Here is a 17,626-nt window from a genome sequence, read left to right as displayed (position 1 = left end):
ACGAGCATAAAACCATGTCGTGCAATAGTTTTGGAACATTATTTCGTGTAATGACATGGGGTGAAAGCCACGGACCTGCTATTGGGTGTGTTGTGGATGGATGCCCCCCGCAAATCCCTTTGACCGAAGCAATGATTCAACCTTGGTTGGATTTACGCAGACCTGGGCGATCTAAATTCACAACTACTCGAAATGAACCTGATCAGGTTAAAATATTATCTGGGGTTTTTGAAGGCAAAACAACAGGAACCCCAATCTCTTTATTAATTGAAAATACTAATCAACGTTCCAAAGATTACTCTAATATTGCCCAATCTTATCGTCCTGGACATGCCGATATTGCCTACGATTTGAAATATGGTATTCGTGATTATCGTGGCGGTGGGCGTTCCTCTGCACGTGAAACGGCAATGCGGGTTGCTGCTGGGGCAATTGCTCGATTAATTCTTGGGGATCAAATAAAAATCCGTGGAGCTTTGGTTCAAATTGGTGATTTGAAAGTGAATCGTGATCGTTGGTCTTGGGATGAGGTCAAGAAAAATGAGTTCTTTTGCCCTGATGCCGAGATGGTGCCTCAATGGCAAGACTATTTAACCTCTATTCGCAAAGATGGCTCTTCCATTGGTGCTGTGATTGAAATTGTTGCTGAGGGGGTTCCTGCGGGATTGGGAGCGCCTATTTATGGAAAATTAGATTCCGATATTGCCCAAGCAATGATGAGCATTAATGCTGTAAAAGCCGTTGAAATTGGTGAGGGCCTTGATGCCGCCATTTTACGTGGTGAAGAAAATGCCGATCCTATTTATCTCAATGATGGCAAGTTATCTTTTTCCTCCAACCATGCAGGCGGGATTTTAGGTGGTATTTCAACAGGACAGCCAATTAACGTAAGCTTTGCCGTGAAACCAACCAGCTCTATCTTAATTCCTCAACCTTCGATTGATTCCGAAGGCAACGCCACAGACGTAATTACCAAAGGAAGACATGATCCTTGCGTTGGTATTCGCGCAGTGCCTGTGGGTGAAGCCATGATGGCTTGTATTTTAGCCGATCATTGGTTAAGACATCGCGGGCAAATTGGTCAGTTTCGATCTAGTATTTTAGATTAAACATTACATACAAAAAAAGGTCTTGTCGCAAATATTGAATGGTGCTGTGATTAGCCATAAAGCTAGCTAATTTAGACGAATATATTATTATTTAAACCGAATAAATTTTTAATGAGCTTTACTTGTTCGTTGATTGTCCATTTTCCTTTAAAACCCAGTTCTTTTTTAATCCAGAGAATGGCCTCATATCCGTTGAGTGTTTTCCTTGCGGTATGAAAAGACTGAAAACAGCCATTCTTTGGGATCATTCTCTTTAATCTAAAATGATCATTTTCTATTCCCTGTTGTAAAGATTTCTTGGTTTCATGAACGCAGTGATTGGGAAGGATATACTCATTCTTCATGGTTTGTATGGTTTTTGGAAACGGTAATGCTTTATCTGTTCCAATATGGGTTGGAGCGAATAGACCCTCTTCTTTAAACGCCTTTCTAAAGAAACGTTGTGCTGCTTTGATATTTCTTTTAGCTGTTAATAAGAAATCAATAGCAGTTCCATTCTTATCAATGGCTCTATATAGATACTTCCACTGACCTTTTACTTTGATATAGGTTTCATCAATCCTCACCTCACCACAATGGGGTTTTCTATAGCTTCTCAAACGTTTTTCTAATAGAGGAGCATAGCGTAATACCCAACGGTTTAACGTGCTATGATCAACGCTTACTCCACGCTCTAAAAACAATTCCTCAATGTCTCGATAGCTAAGACAATAGCGTAAATACCAGTTTACCGCTTGGATAATCATCAACCCACTAAAGTGGCGACCTTTAAAATCATCCTTAGATCTTAATATAAGCTTGCTATAGATACCAATAGACATAAATCGTTCCTAAAATATAAATACTCACTCCATTTCTACATCATACTAAAATACATAATTAAATTTGCGACAAGACCAGTTTAGTGCAGCTCAGTTCCTACAAGACGATGTGCTGGTTCAATGCCCTTATACGATCGAATGTGTTTACTTTGACAATGGCAGAGAATACCAAGGAACGCTTGAACATCTGTTTGTTAAATCTTGTTATACCAATCGGATTAACCAGAAATTTACCAAGCCAGCTTGCCCTCAAACCAATGGCAAAGCAGAGCGCGTCATTCGCACACTCATGGAAATGTGGCATGAGCGTGAATTGTTCGTCAATGCTCAAGATCGAAAGTTAAAGTTGAAACGATTTATAAATTATTATAACACTGTTAAACCCCATAAAGGCATTCAAGGAAAAACACCCTACGAGGTCTTAGATGGTTATTTTAAACAAAATCTGTAAATAACGCGATCAATTCCTACAGATAACAAGTATGTTTTACTCTAAAACCAACTGATACAAAACCGTTTTGCGTAACTGGCAATCTTCCAATTCTAATGTCGTGGGAATGTCATATGTACAAACTGGGGTGAGTTCTTTTTTTGGCAAATAACTGCGTTCTGGGTCAGCAATAAACACCGTTGCTCCTTGTTCTGCACATTGTTTTAACCATGGCCAGATATGTTGAGTCATCGGAGCTTCATAACAAACATCCCCACAAAAAATAATATCCCATGTACAGGGCTGTCCAACCACATCATTCGAATTTTTATCTAACAACACATGATTAACTTTGGCATTTAATGCACAAGATTTCTGTGCCAAAGGATCAATATCTGCAACCTCAATATAAGCCGCCCCACTCTTTGCCGCAGCAATCGCAGCAATTCCACACCCTGCTGCAAAATCAAGCACTTTCTTCTCTTTGACCAGCTTTGGATTATCCAGAATATATCGTGCCAATGCTTTTCCACCAGGCCAAGCAAAAGCCCAAAAAGGTGGTTCTATATTCTGATGGTTCAACCAAGCCTCGGTTACTTGCCAAATCGGCGTAATCTCACTGGCTTGATACAGCATAATTTCTGGCACAAAATCTGTTTTCTCTAGTGCTGTATGTTGTGTAATTAAATTTTCAAATTGAGAAAAATTCGTCATCAAATGAGGTTACCTATAAAAAGAGCTAAGGCGATAAGTAGCCCTACATCTCTGTTAGATTTAAAGAGCGTTAAACAAACTTTGGGGTTATGTAAGTCAAATCGTTGAATCTGCCATGCAAAATGCGCAATGGGTAACAATAAAGCCAACATTGCAAGCCATGAATTCTGATTTAAAATACTCGTAACAATTAAAAAGAAAACGCATAGTGCATAATTAATGGCAACAAATTGCTTACCAGCTTCACCAGCCCATCTGGCTGTTGATTTTACCCCGACACGTTGATCGTCTTCTATATCTTGATACCCATAAATGGTATCAAATCCAATTTGCCAAAAAATCGTTGCTGTGTATAAAGCGGCTTGTGTCCAAGAAAGATACCCCGTTGCCGCGGCATACCCCAAGGGTGCTCCAAAACCAAATGTAAATCCCAAAACCAATTGAGGCCACCACGTCACTCTTTTTGCCCCAGGATATAAAGCCACCAAAATTAAAGAGGACGCCCCCAATATCCAAGATAAAGGATTGAGTTGTAATAAAATAACCAACCCAATCATCAAAAGAACAAACAGGAATAATAGCGCTTGTTTAACAGAAATCGTTCCATTGGCAATCGGTCGTTGTTGAGTACGTGCGACTTGTCGATCAAAATCGCGATCCCAAATATCGTTTACCACACAACCTGCACTGCGCATCACAACACTACCAATGGCAAATAAAATAATTAATTTAATTCGCATCATTGCTGAAATATGATGAGGCAATAATATCCCCCATATTCCAGGCAAAAACAACAACCAACTACCGATCGGGCGATCAATGCGCGATAGTAACGCATAAGGTTGCCAAGACTGAGGAAGAAAACGAACCCAAGATAAATTTATATCTGAACGTGAAGAAAATTGATTCACAACATATCCTGATAAAACAAAAATAAATAAGATAAACAAGAATACAAGTTTATGTTCTTATAGTAATATACAATCGTTTTCATTCTTTTTTATAATTTATCATTTAACAGAGTTCGTATGTCCTTTATCCCTCGTATATATCTTGCCCCCCAAGAGTTTAAAACATTAGAAGCCAACAAATTTTTTGCGATCTCTGTCTCAACCGCACATTATTTGGGAACGGTTTTGCGCTTAAAAGCCTCAGAGCAAGTTGTTTTCTTTAACGAACGGGATGGCGAATGGGAATGTCAAATTCATCATATTACCAAAAATAAAGGCACGATCGAACCTATTAAACAATTACGCTTACCCATTCCCTCTTTTGGTCCAACATTGGTCTTTGCGCCTTTGAAACGGGATGCCACTGATCTGGCTATTCGTATGGCAACCGAACTTGGTGTGCAAACCATTCAGCCAGTAAAAACATTACGTACTAATATAACTAAAATTAAAGAGGATCGATGGCATAGCATTACCATCGAAGCTGCTGAACAAAGCAATCGATTAACGATCCCTGAAATTAAACCCATTTTATCTTTGTTTGATTTTTGCTCAACCTGGTCAAAAGATAGAACTTTGTGGATTGCGGTTGAGCGTTGCGCCGAATATCAAATTATGCCCAAAAACACTGAGAAATGCCGTGGAAATGATGGTATTTTAATCGGTCCCGAAGGAGGGTTTGATCCAAATGAAATAAAAAATTTACTTCTTTATGATTTTGTGCAACCTTTGTCCCTTGGAAACTTAATTTTAAAAGCAGAAACCGCTATTGTGGCAGGGCTCAGCCTGTTTGCACAACATGTTCATGCTTAGCAAATCAACGTTTCTTGTCCTTAGACCTTTGACCAGAATAGATAGTTGTGAATGTCCAGTATTTTAGATCAAGATCAAACACCAATTACCTCAACCACTCAGTTAGCCGAACATTTAGCTGAAGGCTGTAAACCCGCTGATAAATGGCGGATTGGCACTGAACATGAAAAATTCGGTTTTATTCTTAACAAAGAAGATCATCGCTATTTATTACCCCCAGCCTATGAACCCGATGGAATCCAAGCCATTCTGACCTCTATGCACGAACGCCATCCTGAATGGAAAGGTGTTTATGATAATAAAAATATCATTGGATTTGACACAGATCGTGGTGCGGTTTCTTTAGAGCCTGCTGGACAGTTTGAATTATCGGGCGCGCCTGTTAGTAACTTGCATGCAACAAAACAAGAAATGGAAGCCCATTTTCAGGACGTGCACCAAGCTGCTGATCCATTAAATATTGGTTTTGCGCCTCTTGGTTTTCATCCATTTGCAACACGCGATCAAATGCCTTGGATGCCCAAAGAGCGCTATAAAATCATGAAAGCCTATATGCCTAAAGTTGGCACTTTAGGGTTAGATATGATGACCAGAACCTGTACGGTTCAAGTGAATCTTGATTTCTCTTCTGAAGAAGATATGGCACGTAAAATGCGTGTCTCTTTAGCTTTGCAACCATTAGCAACGGCACTTTTTGCCAACTCTCCTTTTTATGAGGGAAAACCTAGCGGATACCAATCAACTCGTGCACATATTTGGACAGATACAGATAATCATCGTGCGGGTATGCCATTATCTTTCTTTGACCAAAATTTTGGTTTTGAACAATATATAGAGTGGCTGCTGGATGTTCCAATGTATTTTGTCATTCGTGACGGCAAGATGATTGATGTTGCAGGGGAATCTTTCCGTTCTTGGTTAAACGGTAAAGCCCCCAAGGGATTTGAAAATGAACCCGTCACAATGGGCGACTTTAAAAATCATATCACCACCGCCTTCCCTGATGTTCGGTTGAAACAATATATTGAAATGCGTGGTGCTGATGCCGGGTCACCAGAAATGATGTTGGCAATGTCTGCCTTTTGGACAGGGTTACTTTATGATTCAGCAACTTTGGTTGCCGCAGAAAAACTGATTCAAGAATATACGTGGCAAGATTATATTGAACTACGTTCTCAAGTGATTAAAAGTGGCTTATCTATTTTATTGGGCAAAGAAAACCTCCGCCATTTTGCAAAACGCGTGCTTGCTTTGTCGATGGAAGGTTTAAAAAAACGTAACCTTCAAAATAGCTCTGGGCAAGATGAACAGATCTACCTTGATCCTTTACATGAAATTGTTAATGGTGGTCCCACACAAGCAGAATATTGGTTGCAACGTTATGCAACTGTGTGGCAAGGCGATGTCAAACATATTCTAGACGAAGCCAAAATATAAATAGTTGGGAAAATAATTAAAAATGAATATATTAAAAAAATTCACTTTACTAACCATCATTAGTATTTCTGGTCGGTCTTGTCGCAAATTTAATTATGTATTTTAGTATGATGTAGAAATGGAGTGAGTATTTATATTTTAGGAACGATTTATGTCTATTGGTATCTATAGCAAGCTTATATTAAGACCTAGGAATGATTTTAAAGGTCGTCATTTTAATGGATTGATGATTATCCAAGCGGTAAACTGGTATTTACGCTATTGTCTTAGCTATCGAGACATTGAGGAATTGTTTTTAGAACGTGGGATAAATACAGATCATAGCACGTTAAATCGTTGGGTATTACGCTATGCACCACTATTAGAAAAACGTTTGAGAAGCTATAGAAAGCCCCATTGTGGTGAGGTGAGGATTGATGAAACCTATATCAAGGTAAAAGGTCAGTGGAAGTATCTATATAGAGCCATTGATAAGAATGGAACTGCTATTGATTTCTTATTAACAGCTAAAAGAAATATCAAAGCAGCACAACGTTTCTTTAGAAAGGCGTTTAAAGAAGATGGTCTGTTCGCTCCAACCCATATTGGAACAGATCAAGCCGCAACTTTTCCAAAGACCATACAAACCATGAAGAATGAGCATATCCTTCCCAATCACTGCGTTCATGAAACCAAGAAATCTTTACAACAGGGAATAGAAAATGATCATTTTAGAGTAAAGAGAATGATCCCAAAGAATGGTTGCTTTCAATCTTTTCATACCGCAAGAAAAACACTCAAAGGATATGAGGCCATTCTCTGGATTAAAAAAGGACTGGGTTTTAAAGGAAAATGGACAATCAACGAACAAATAAAGCTTATCCAAAATATCTTCGGATTAAATAACACACTTCCTTGCTAACTCACTTATTTTATAGCGAAATATAACCCAATTTCAAATTTACGACAAGACCGATCAACTGTATACAACCCGTCGACAAATGAAATATTTATGTGAAGTGATTTCTACGGATCATTATCCAGAACCTCGCCAAAAACTTCGCCTTATGATGAAAGACGAAGTGATCGTGGATTTATAACCCTAATGTTGAGGGGCGATTTAACGTCATTAAGAGTTCACTTCTGGCAATCGGATCGTCTCTGAACACCCCTAACATTTTAGAGGTAATCATAGAAACGCCTGTATTATGAACACCACGTGTTGTCATACATTGGTGGCTGCCCTCGATAATAACGGCGACGCCTTTGGGTTCTAAAACTTCTTGGATAATATTGGCGATTTCAGAGGTCATCCGTTCTTGGATTTGTAAGCGTTTCGCAAAAATTTCGACAATCCGTGCCAGTTTAGATATCCCAACAACACGTGAGTTGGGAAAATAAGCGACATGAGCATTACCAATAATAGGAACCATATGATGCTCACAATGGCTTTCAAAGCGAATGTCTTTTAGTAAAACAATTTCTTTATATCCACCCACTTCGTCAAAAGTACGAGATAATATCTCTCTGGGGTCTTCTTTGTAGCCAGCAAAAAATTCGGAGTAAGAATCTATAACACGTTTAGGGGTGTCGAGCAGTCCTTCGCGTTCTGGATTATCCCCAGTCCAGCGAATTAACGTGCGGATGGCTTCTTCTGCATCTTTACGGGTTGGAGTGGGATTGTCTTTGTTATTCATAGTATTTCATCTTTAGTTAATGGAAAATAATTCATGTGGATTATCGAGCGTAAAAGAAGGAATATCGATATTGACTGTTGGCTCTGTCTCTTTGGAAATAGTGAATATCCTTTGATGATATTGGACGGAGTATCCAAAGTTATGCAGGCGGTATAATCACATGCCTCTCCGACATTTAATAGCGCATTATTATCGGCAATAATGGGGGTGTTAATTGTTTTAACGTGGTTGTTGCTTTGAATAATATTCCAGTTTTTTCTTAAAATATGGATAGGGTTCAGGCAATGGTTCTCAATACGAACATGATACCCCCAACTATAGATATTTTTTCGTGGAAAAGAATATTCTTCTAACCAAAAAGGATAAATTGCGATATGAATTTGATGTAACTTTGCTTTAAATACATAAGGGTTCTGAATCAGGTCTTGATATTGCTTTTTATCAGTTCTGGCAATGGGCGAGAATAGTAACGGAGGGATATTATAGTGCATGAAATGAAACTTTATTTTTCTGCATTTGATAAAGCAACAACGGCATCCAAACCTTGTTGCAAATCTTCGATAATATCTTGAACATCTTCTACACCGACTGAAAATCGAATACAGCCATTTGTAATCCCTAAATGCAAGCGTTCCGCTTCACCGATTTTCATATGGGTTGTTGTGGCAGGATGCGTCATAATACAACGACTATCTCCAAGATTATTAGAAATTAAAATAAGTTCCAAAGCATTCATAAAAGCAAATGCAGCTTTTTTGCCCCCTTTGATCTCAAACCCAATCATGGTGCTGGCAGCGGACATTTGTTTTTGTCCAAGTTCATAGTGCGGATGTGATGTTAGACCAGGATATAAAACACGCAAAACATGCTCTGATTTTTCCAAAAACTCAGCACAAGCCAAGGCATTTTGTGTCATTTTTTCGACACGTAAAGGCAGTGTTTCTAATCCTTTAAATAAGACCCAAGCGTTAAATGGGGATAAACCAATGCCTGTATTTCTGATAAATGGGGTAATATGATCTTGAATAATGCTTTTATTTGCTAATACAGCCCCACCCAGAACACGTCCTTGCCCATCAATATGTTTTGTACAAGAATACACCACAATGTCAGCACCCCATTGTAAAGGATGTTGATATAAAGGGGTTGCAAAGACATTGTCCACGATGAGTTTACCGCCAGCTTTATGCGTCAATTCAGCAATGGCTTTGATGTCTAAGATATCCAGCATAGGATTGGAAGGCGTTTCAATTAAGACGGCAGCCGTTGGTTTGCTAAGGGCTTGCTCCCATTGTTGTAGGTCTGTGCCATCAACGAAAATGGTTTCCACACCCATTTGAGGTAAAAGATTTTCGATAATCCAATAGCTGGAACCAAATAAAGCACGAGAAGCAACTACAACATCGCCAGTTTTAACTAAAGGGATCAAACTAGCGTAAATTGCACTCATACCCATAGCAGTTAAAGCGCATGCTTCTGCTCCCTCTAGTTCAGAAAGGCGATTTTCTAAAGAGGTTAAATTAGGGTTGTTAAAGCGACTATATTGATAATGATCAGCCTCACCTTTGAAAGTGAGCTCTGCTTGTTCCGCGCTGTCATAAATAAAACCAGAGGTCAAGAACACAGCATCGCTGGTTTCGTCAAAAGAAGTTCTGTTCACCCCTCCGTGAATCAGTTTTGTGGCAGGACGATAGTTTTTAGCACGCTTCATAAAATTATCCCTTATAAATCTTGTATAAAATAGAGGAAAATGTAATAAAGATAAAAGATCTTTTTTAATAGAGATATATTTGTTTTGATTGATTTTCGTTGAGATAGCAAGGAAAAATATTGAGCGCTTAATTTTTATTATTATATTGAAAATATATATTTATAGAAATTTTATAGCTCGAAAAAAATCTGAAATTTTTTTTACTTTGTTTATTTGTAGGAATTGGTCGAGTTATTTACAGATTTTGTTTAAAATAATTATCTAAGACCTCATAGGGTGTTTTTCCTTGAATGCCTTTATGGGGTTTAACAGTGTTATAATAATTTAGGTCTTGTCGCAAATAATATTTTAAGTTGTAAAGAGCCATAAAGATTGAATCATTTAGTAAGCAAGAGGATTGTTTAAACCGAATAGATTTTGAATGAGTTTTATTTGTTCGTTGATTGTCCATTTTCCTTTAAAACCCAGTCCTTTTTTTATCCAGAGAATGGCCTCATATCCTTTGAGTGTTTTTCTTGCGGTATGAAAAGACTGAAAGCAACCATTCTTTGGGATAATTCTCTTTACTCTAAAATGATCATTTTCTATTCCCTGTTGTAAAGATTTCTTTGTTTCATGAACGCAGTGATTGGCAAGGATATGCTCATTCTTCATGGTCTGTATGGTTTTTGGAAAAGGAGATGCTTTATCTGTTCCAATATGAGTGGGTGCGAATAGACCATCTTCGGTCTTGTTGCAAATTTAATTATGTATTTTAGTATGATATAGCAATGGATTGATTATTTTTTTAGGATTGATTTATGTCTATTGGTATCTATAGCAAGCTTATATTAAGGTCTAAGGATGATTTTAAAGGTCGCCACTTTAGTGGGTTGATGATTATCCAAGCGGTAAACTGGTATTTACGCTATTGTCTTAGCTATCGAGACATTGAGGAATTGTTTTTAGAGCGTGGAGTAAGCGTTGATCATAGCACGTTAAACCGTTGGGTATTACGCTATGCTCCTCTATTAGAAAAACGTTTGAGAAGCTATAGAAAACCCCATTGTGGTGAGGTGAGGATTGATGAAACCTATATCAAGGTAAAAGGTCAGTGGAAGTATCTATATAGAGCCATTGATAAGAATGGAACTGCTATTGATTTCTTATTAACAGCTAAAAGAAATATCAAAGCAGCACAACGTTTCTTTAGAAAGGCGTTTAAAAAAGATGGTCTATTCGCTCCAACCTATATTGGAACAGATAAAGCATTACCGTTTCCAAAGACCATACAGACCATGAAGAATGAGTATATCCTTCCCAATCACTGCGTTCATGAAACAAAAAAATCCTTACAACAGGGAATAGAAAATGATCATTTCAGGTTAAAGAGGGGTATACCAAGAAATGGCTGTTTTCAATCTTTTCATACAGCAAGAAAAACACTCAAAGGATATGAGGCCATTCTCTGGATTAAAAAAGGACTGGGTTTTAAAGGAAAATGGACAATCAACGAACAAATAAAACTCATTCAAAGCATATTCGGTCTAAATAATAATATACCCGTCTAAATTAGCTAGCTTTATGGCTAATCACAGCACCATTCAATATTTGCAACAAGACCGAATATAGGATGTCAAACCAAATCCTCTCTTTTAATTATACTAATCTTTCCTTCTTTATTTAAATTTTTATCCATTACAATAATATAATCACAATGAGCAACTGTAGCAGGACGATGAGCGATAATAACTCTTGTAATTTTTAAATTAGTTAACACATGAGCGATAAAAGATTCTGTTGCTTCATCTAAATGACTAGTTGCTTCGTCTAAAAATAAAATATCAGGTTGACTATATAAAGCACGAGCTAAAATTACACGTTGCTTTTGTCCTCCTGACAAAGAACTTCCCATATCTCCAACAAAAGTTTCAAATTTCATTGGCATATTTTCAATATCTTCTAGAATTGAAGATTCTTCTGCGCATTTTTTAATAAGATCAAAATTTGGTTGATTATTAAATCCACAAATATTCTCAGCGATAGAACCAGAAAACAAACCATCATCCTGTAAAACTCCAGCAATTTTATTACGATAGTCGTTTAATGGATTTTTTAAAATATTTTCTCCGTTAAATAGAATTTCTCCTTCTTCAGGAAATGTTAATCCCATCATTGCTTTTAATAGAGTCGATTTACCACATCCAGAAGGTCCTACAATAGCAACGCTACTACCTTTAGGTATAAGAATATTTATATGACGAAAAATCCAATCTTCATTAGGTGAATATCGAAAACCAAGATTATAACAAGATAAATGAGAAAACTCTCTTGTTTCATTTGAAATGATTGCAGAGCTAATGGCTTGTTGTGTAGGTGCGTTATTATACGAAACAATTAATTCTTTTTCTGTTGGGTTAAGAACAATATCAGAAATTCGATCACTTTGAATAGATAACATTTTTAAATTAAAAACTGCACTCACAAGGTTACTAATGCGTCCAGTGAACTGATCTTTATACGATAGAAAAGCTACTAACATACCAACACTCATTACATTATCCATAACATAATAAGCCCCTAATACCATCATAATCAAACGATCTGCGGAAAAAACAAAATCATTAATACGGCCAAAAATTAAATCATATCGTTGGGTTTTTAACCCAACATTAATGGTATCAACTAATAAATTGATCCATCCAACCTGACGACTTTCTTGTAAACCAAGTAATTTAACGCTTGCCATTCCACGTAAAGTTTCAATAAAATGTGAATCTTTTTTTGCTGAATATACTATCCCTTCTTCAGATGCTTGTTTATATGGACCATAAGCAATAATACGTAATAAAATATCTAAAGTTACAGCTATTAATGTTACAGCAGCTAACCACTTACCGTAAATGATTAGCATTATAAGCATACCAACAGCCATAATTCCGTCCATAACAACTTGAACCATATCTGTTGTTATTGTTTTTTGAATAATACCCAATGAGGCAAATCTAGATAAAACGTCACCAACATGTCTTTTAATAAAATAATCCATTGGTAAAGAAGATAAATGCTCAAACAATCCCAAATTCCATTGAACACTAAGACGAGTACTAAATAACATAACCATCCACGTTCTTGCTGTTGCAATGACCATTTGTAATAAAATTAAAAGAGCAACACCAATAGCAATAGTTGTTAATAGTCCTTTATCCATTGTAACAATAACTTCATCAATAACAACTTGTGATGCCATTGGCATTATAATAGCAATTGCCTCTAAGCCTAATGAAGCAAAAAATAAATATAATAAAGTTTTCTTTAAACCTTTTGTTTTACGAAAAAGATCTCTTAATTTTAAATTATTACGTTCATCTTTACGTTCAAAATGTTCATTTGGAGTAACTTCAAGCGCAATGCCAGTAAATTCTTTATTAACATCCTCCAAAGATACTTTTCTTTGCCCATGTGAAGGATCATTTATAATAATATAATTAGATTTTACACTAACTAAGACAACAAAATGATTAAAACCCCAATGTAAAATACAAGGAAGTTTTAGTTTATCAAGTTCCTCTAATTCTAGTCTTAAAGGACGTGTTGATAAATTATTACGATGAGCAATATCAATAATATTTTTAAGATTTATGCCTTTAATGGAAATAGATTCTTTTCGTCTAAATGTTGCCAAATCAATAAAATTTTTATGATAACCCAAAATCATAGCAAGACAAGCTAATCCACACTCTGAAGCTTCAACCTGTAAAATTATTGGAACTTTATGACCAAAATTAAATTTTAATTTTTCTAATACTGCAATCATAGTATTTATTTCATTAATATTGTTTGTATAGTATCATTAATTTGAATAACTGGTTTAAACATCCATTGATATAATTTACGATTATCAACGGCTATATCTGCTTGTACACGCATACCAGGATGTAAATAATATATTTTACCATCTGCTAAAATATATTCCTTCGTAGGACGAACGCGAATACGATAAAGTGTATGATCTGTATTAACACTATTATTTTGTGTAAACTCAGTTACCAATTGTTCGCTTACTGCTTCTTTTCCCATAACTTTTGATGTGATTGGAGAATATGTTATTTCGGTAATAATACCTTTTGCAAAACCAAATTTTTGATATGGAAAAGCATCGTAACGTAAAATAACTACTTGTTGTTTTTTTAAAAAACCAATAGACGAACTTGAAACATATAGTTCTGCATCTAGGGGATCATCCTTAGGAATAATACTGGCTAACGACATATTGGCTTCTATTTGTTGCCCAATATATCCACGTACAGCGGTTATTTTCCCATCAATTGGTGCGGTAATATAAATATTTTGTTGTTTTTCCGATTCTATAATTTGCTGTTTTGTTTGAAGAAGTTGTTTTTTTAATTCATTTACTTCACTTGTTCTTTTATTATCAAACAATTTGATTTTTGACACATTATCCAAAATTTGTCCTTCAATAGTTGTTTGATTTTGCAAAAATTGAGCATGTGTACTTAAAATTTGGGCATAAGTAAACAATTGACTTTGATATTCTTGATTTGTTGCTAAAGATAGTTTTTTGGCTTTTTGAATCAAAACTAATGAACTTTGAATAAGAGGAATAATCTCATTATCCTTATTAATTTGTTCTGTCACTTTATTATGTTGTTTTTGTAAATTACTTAAACTGTTAAAAATATTATTCTTTTCTATAGGGGCATCTTGTTCTTTTATTTCTATTTGTTTATTTAATATTTTTTCTTGTTGTTTTAAAAGATTATTAATATGTTCTTGCGTTGGACCAGAAATAGAGTTACTATCTACACTAATTACAAAAAGAACATCATTTTTTTTTACAAATTGTCCTTCTACTATATTTTTTTTAGTAATAATACCATTTACTCGTGAACCAATAGTTACAAGCCCAGAAGATGGCATTACATTACCTACGGCATGAACACGACGTGTATAACTACCATAATAAAAATAAAGCACAAAAAGGATAGTTAAGAGAAAAGATGCAATACAAATTATACGGACAGATATAGGTTGAATATCTTGTACATTACCAAGCCATGCATCTTTTTTTGCTGATAACGCTTGAGATCTAAATAAACTACTCATTTTTTACTTTATAAAAGGCGGTAAATGTTACTTCAGCATTTTCAATATTAAAAATTAATTTTTAAGTAAATGATTAAATCATTAAGACATGCTGCAAATTTATTATTGACTACCAAAACAATAAATCATTTGGTTCATACTTGAACAAAGAAAGCATAATATAAAGTGATTTTTTAGGGAAGAATGAATCATTCACTATAATTTTAATTCATGAATTATTAATGTATTATATTACATTTAGTAATTCATGAATTAATGAATTAATTAACCAGCAAGAGACTGATTTAAATAATTATTTAAACTATTGGTTAACTTGTCAGTTTCTGCCATACCGTCAGATAGTCCCATACCTAGACCACCTACAGCTCCAGCTACCGCACCAGCAATACCACCAGCAGCAACGCCCAATACGTTACCTACAATACCTAAAGCTCCTGTTAAAGGGTCTTTGTTTTGAACGCGCCCAGCGTATTCTGATCCTCTTTTTGCTCCAGCAAAAATACCAACAGCAGCACCAACTAAAGTACTAGTTACACCACCAGATAAAGCATCTAAAACTCCTGAAGCGCGACCACCAGCAACTTCCGTAATTTCAAAAATATCTAACTCTTTCATTCTTTTTCCTTAAAAAATTGAAATAATAACAGTATCAAGAAATCCTATATTATATAAATAATAAAAAAGCAATTTTTTTTATTATGACTTCAGTATTTTTTTTAAAATAAAAATAAGTTTGATGTCAAACCTATTTTTTTCTATATATTATTGTCATAACATAATAAATACTATATTTAAGTATAATGTTTTACTAAAAATAGTTTGTAAGGAAATTAATAATTATGGCGAAAATAGAAAATAATCAAATAACATTTGAAGGTGTAAAAGATCTTAATGATTATATAGATCAAAAAGGTAGTGATTCTCTTTCTGGAAAGACTGTTATTTTAAACACTGATCCTAACGCAAGTACAACTGCGGATAACACTTACTCTTTGGCTGATTTAATGCCTACTGGTAAAGCTTTTTCTTCACCTGTTAACATTGTTGTTGGAACTGGGGTTACGTTTACTGATGAAAGAAGTCCTGGTATTGGAGACACTTCTGCAGCTGAATTTCCAAATATAGCTAATATTACTCTTGAGCCATCTTCTGTATTGAGAGCTGGTTATAAATCAGCTTGGCCTGCAGATGGTGTCTTAGAAAAAACAGCTATTCGCTTTACATCAGACGTCAATGTACAAAACCCTGCCTACATAGAGGGTGTATATTATTCTGATGCATACGGCTCTTCAGGACCTAAAAATTTACATATATATACGCACGAACAAGGTTTAATTGGCTATAATAAAAATAAGACTTATTATGATCCAAACAAAAGCGCTGTACAGTTCAGATTGACAGATGAAGATGGAGAATTTGTTTCTAGTAATACATTAGACACAATAACTTTAAAACCTTCTAATGTGGGTGGTGTTCCGTCAACTATTCCCAATGGTGTTAATACAATAATGGGATCGGGTAGAAATAATTTACCGATATTTTCTTTTGATGAAAGTATAGCAGATTCATTTGCTATGAATAGTATGTCCGATAAAGATAAAAGCAATCTCTTCTTTAATTATAATCAAGAGCTAGTGATACCTTGTTTTCTTGAGGGATCTGAGATTCAAACAGTAAATGGCTGGAAAAAAGTAGAAGAAATTTGTATATATGATAAAATAATTACTTATTTTAATGGAAAAGAGGTAATTAAATCAGTTATATGGGTTGGAAAAACTTTGTTAACACCTATAAACAATACAATCGTTTGTATTAAAAAAAATTCATTAGGAGATAATTTACCTTATAAAGATTTATATATTACACCTGAACATTGTTTGTTTTTTGATAATTACTTTATTCCAGCTCGTATGTTAGTAAATAATAGGACTATTTGTAATAGGGTTATTAACAATAAATTTATATATCATATTCAATTGGAAAATCATTCTGTTATTAATTCAAACGGTATACAGACAGAAAGTTTTCTAAATACAGGTCATAGTGATTTTACTAAAGAAAATAATCAACCAATTAAAATTGAACAGTGGGCAACAGATGCTGCATTCCCATTGAACACTAAACGTAGTTTTGTAGAAAATATTTATAAAAAAATTGAAGATAGAGCTGTTAAATTAGACATTAAAGCAGAAAAACAACCACATCATACTACAACAGATGCAAATATTCATTTTATAAATGAACAAGATCAAAAAATACCATTTATTAAACATGATCATAAAATGATTTTATATATTCCACCTAATACACAAAATATTACTATAAAATCTAAATCGTTTAGACCATCAGAAATTGTTGGTCCTTTTGTTGATGATAGGAGAAAATTAGGTGTTTTAGTAGGTAATATATTACATATCACTAAACAAGGTTCTAAAAAAATTGAAATTAATCAGAATTGTTCTGATTGGCATACATCAAATAGTAACCTAAAATGGACAAATGGGAAATCATCAATTAAAATTGATGAGGTAAACGACAATTCTATTATTGTAATAAATATAGAAAGTAAAAATGAAAATTATCTTGTAGGTTGATAACCTCAGAGTAATAAAAATCTTATCGCAAATAGTTACAAGAAAACATTGACATTCTCCCCTCCCTAAAGTGAGGGGATTCCTGCCGTGTTTAGTCGGTCTTGTCGCAAATAATGTTTTGATTTGTAAAGAGCTATAAAAATTGGATTATTTAGTAATCAAGAGGGTTATTTAATTTAAAGGGTCTTGTTGCAAATATTGAATGGTGCTGTGATTAGCCATAAAGCGAGCTAATTTAGACGGTTATATTATTATTTAAACCGAA

General features: G+C 35.0%; 17 protein-coding genes. 7 read left to right on the top strand and 10 right to left on the bottom strand.

Annotated features, from left to right (window positions below; genetic code table 11):
• Window positions 1–14 precede the first annotated feature (14 nt).
• Window positions 15–1,109: a chorismate synthase gene (aroC, locus tag QJV33_RS05160; protein WP_281462310.1), complete on the top strand. Its 1,095-nt coding sequence runs from the start codon at window positions 15–17 to the stop codon at window positions 1,107–1,109.
• 71 nt (window positions 1,110–1,180) lie between these two features.
• On the opposite strand, the gene QJV33_RS05155 is transcribed toward aroC, so the two are convergent.
• On the bottom strand, window positions 1,181–1,930 hold the full coding sequence (locus tag QJV33_RS05155; RefSeq protein WP_281462309.1) for an IS6 family transposase: 750 nt from the start codon (window positions 1,928–1,930) through the stop codon (window positions 1,181–1,183).
• A 64-nt stretch (window positions 1,931–1,994) separates the two neighbouring features.
• Here QJV33_RS05155 and QJV33_RS05150 point away from each other — a divergent pair, with 64 nt between their 5' ends.
• Window positions 1,995–2,381, top strand: a complete 387-nt coding sequence (locus QJV33_RS05150) for an integrase core domain-containing protein (RefSeq protein ID WP_281462308.1) — start codon at window positions 1,995–1,997, stop codon at window positions 2,379–2,381.
• Between the two features lie 36 nt (window positions 2,382–2,417).
• Here the strand turns inward: QJV33_RS05150 and QJV33_RS05145 are convergent, their stop codons facing one another.
• Window positions 2,418–3,074, bottom strand: coding sequence for a class I SAM-dependent methyltransferase (locus tag QJV33_RS05145; RefSeq protein WP_281462307.1), 657 nt, complete (start codon window positions 3,072–3,074; stop codon window positions 2,418–2,420).
• Window positions 3,074–3,985, bottom strand: coding sequence for a 4-hydroxybenzoate octaprenyltransferase (gene ubiA, locus QJV33_RS05140; RefSeq protein WP_281462306.1), 912 nt, complete (start codon window positions 3,983–3,985; stop codon window positions 3,074–3,076). The genes QJV33_RS05145 and ubiA overlap by 1 nt, the downstream gene beginning before the upstream one ends.
• A gap of 117 nt (window positions 3,986–4,102) precedes the next feature.
• On the opposite strand from ubiA, the gene QJV33_RS05135 reads away from it, so the two are divergent.
• The 3 genes from QJV33_RS05135 to QJV33_RS05125 all read left to right on the top strand — a co-directional run bounded on the left by QJV33_RS05135 (window position 4,103) and on the right by QJV33_RS05125 (window position 7,175).
• Window positions 4,103–4,837, top strand: a complete 735-nt coding sequence (locus tag QJV33_RS05135) for an RsmE family RNA methyltransferase (protein WP_281462305.1) — start codon at window positions 4,103–4,105, stop codon at window positions 4,835–4,837.
• A 51-nt stretch (window positions 4,838–4,888) separates the two neighbouring features.
• On the top strand, window positions 4,889–6,274 hold the full coding sequence (locus QJV33_RS05130; protein ID WP_281462304.1) for a glutamate--cysteine ligase: 1,386 nt from the start codon (window positions 4,889–4,891) through the stop codon (window positions 6,272–6,274).
• Between the two features lie 151 nt (window positions 6,275–6,425).
• On the top strand, window positions 6,426–7,175 hold the full coding sequence (locus QJV33_RS05125; protein WP_281462303.1) for an IS6 family transposase: 750 nt from the start codon (window positions 6,426–6,428) through the stop codon (window positions 7,173–7,175).
• 172 nt (window positions 7,176–7,347) lie between these two features.
• Here QJV33_RS05125 and folE read toward each other — a convergent pair whose 3' ends face one another.
• From folE to QJV33_RS05105, 4 genes are all read right to left on the bottom strand, one after another.
• Window positions 7,348–7,950 carry a GTP cyclohydrolase I FolE gene (gene folE, locus QJV33_RS05120; protein ID WP_281462302.1) on the bottom strand — a complete coding sequence of 201 codons (603 nt, stop codon included), beginning with the start codon at window positions 7,948–7,950 and terminating at the stop codon, window positions 7,348–7,350.
• Window positions 7,947–8,441 carry an ApaG domain-containing protein gene (locus tag QJV33_RS05115; RefSeq protein WP_281462301.1) on the bottom strand — a complete coding sequence of 165 codons (495 nt, stop codon included), beginning with the start codon at window positions 8,439–8,441 and terminating at the stop codon, window positions 7,947–7,949. The genes folE and QJV33_RS05115 overlap by 4 nt, the downstream gene beginning before the upstream one ends.
• A gap of 11 nt (window positions 8,442–8,452) precedes the next feature.
• Window positions 8,453–9,661, bottom strand: a complete 1,209-nt coding sequence (gene metZ / locus QJV33_RS05110; RefSeq protein WP_281462300.1) for an O-succinylhomoserine sulfhydrylase — start codon at window positions 9,659–9,661, stop codon at window positions 8,453–8,455.
• A gap of 381 nt (window positions 9,662–10,042) precedes the next feature.
• A complete protein-coding gene (locus QJV33_RS05105) occupies window positions 10,043–10,360 on the bottom strand; it encodes a DDE-type integrase/transposase/recombinase (protein WP_281463389.1) in 318 nt (105 codons plus the stop codon).
• 101 nt (window positions 10,361–10,461) lie between these two features.
• Here QJV33_RS05105 and QJV33_RS05100 point away from each other — a divergent pair, with 101 nt between their 5' ends.
• On the top strand, window positions 10,462–11,211 hold the full coding sequence (locus tag QJV33_RS05100; RefSeq protein WP_281462299.1) for an IS6 family transposase: 750 nt from the start codon (window positions 10,462–10,464) through the stop codon (window positions 11,209–11,211).
• 65 nt (window positions 11,212–11,276) lie between these two features.
• Here QJV33_RS05100 and QJV33_RS05095 read toward each other — a convergent pair whose 3' ends face one another.
• The 3 genes from QJV33_RS05095 to QJV33_RS05085 all read right to left on the bottom strand — a co-directional run bounded on the left by QJV33_RS05095 (window position 11,277) and on the right by QJV33_RS05085 (window position 15,382).
• Window positions 11,277–13,457 carry a peptidase domain-containing ABC transporter gene (locus QJV33_RS05095; RefSeq protein ID WP_281462298.1) on the bottom strand — a complete coding sequence of 727 codons (2,181 nt, stop codon included), beginning with the start codon at window positions 13,455–13,457 and terminating at the stop codon, window positions 11,277–11,279.
• A gap of 5 nt (window positions 13,458–13,462) precedes the next feature.
• The gene (locus QJV33_RS05090) at window positions 13,463–14,767 is read right to left on the bottom strand and encodes an HlyD family efflux transporter periplasmic adaptor subunit (RefSeq protein ID WP_281462297.1); all 1,305 of its coding nucleotides are present in this window, start codon (window positions 14,765–14,767) and stop codon (window positions 13,463–13,465) included.
• Between the two features lie 264 nt (window positions 14,768–15,031).
• Window positions 15,032–15,382: a hypothetical protein gene (locus QJV33_RS05085; RefSeq protein WP_281462296.1), complete on the bottom strand. Its 351-nt coding sequence runs from the start codon at window positions 15,380–15,382 to the stop codon at window positions 15,032–15,034.
• A 224-nt stretch (window positions 15,383–15,606) separates the two neighbouring features.
• Between QJV33_RS05085 and QJV33_RS05080 the strand changes: the two genes are divergently transcribed.
• Entirely contained in the window at window positions 15,607–17,361 is a 1,755-nt protein-coding gene (locus QJV33_RS05080; RefSeq protein WP_281462295.1) for a Hint domain-containing protein, read from the top strand.
• Window positions 17,362–17,626 lie beyond the last annotated feature (265 nt).

It is taken from the genome of Commensalibacter nepenthis (assembly GCF_029953305.1).
Taxonomy (GTDB): Bacteria; Pseudomonadota; Alphaproteobacteria; order Acetobacterales; family Acetobacteraceae; genus Commensalibacter; species Commensalibacter nepenthis.
The sequence above is the reverse complement of the archived record's forward strand: the minus strand, read 5'-3'. Positions and strand labels throughout refer to the sequence as shown.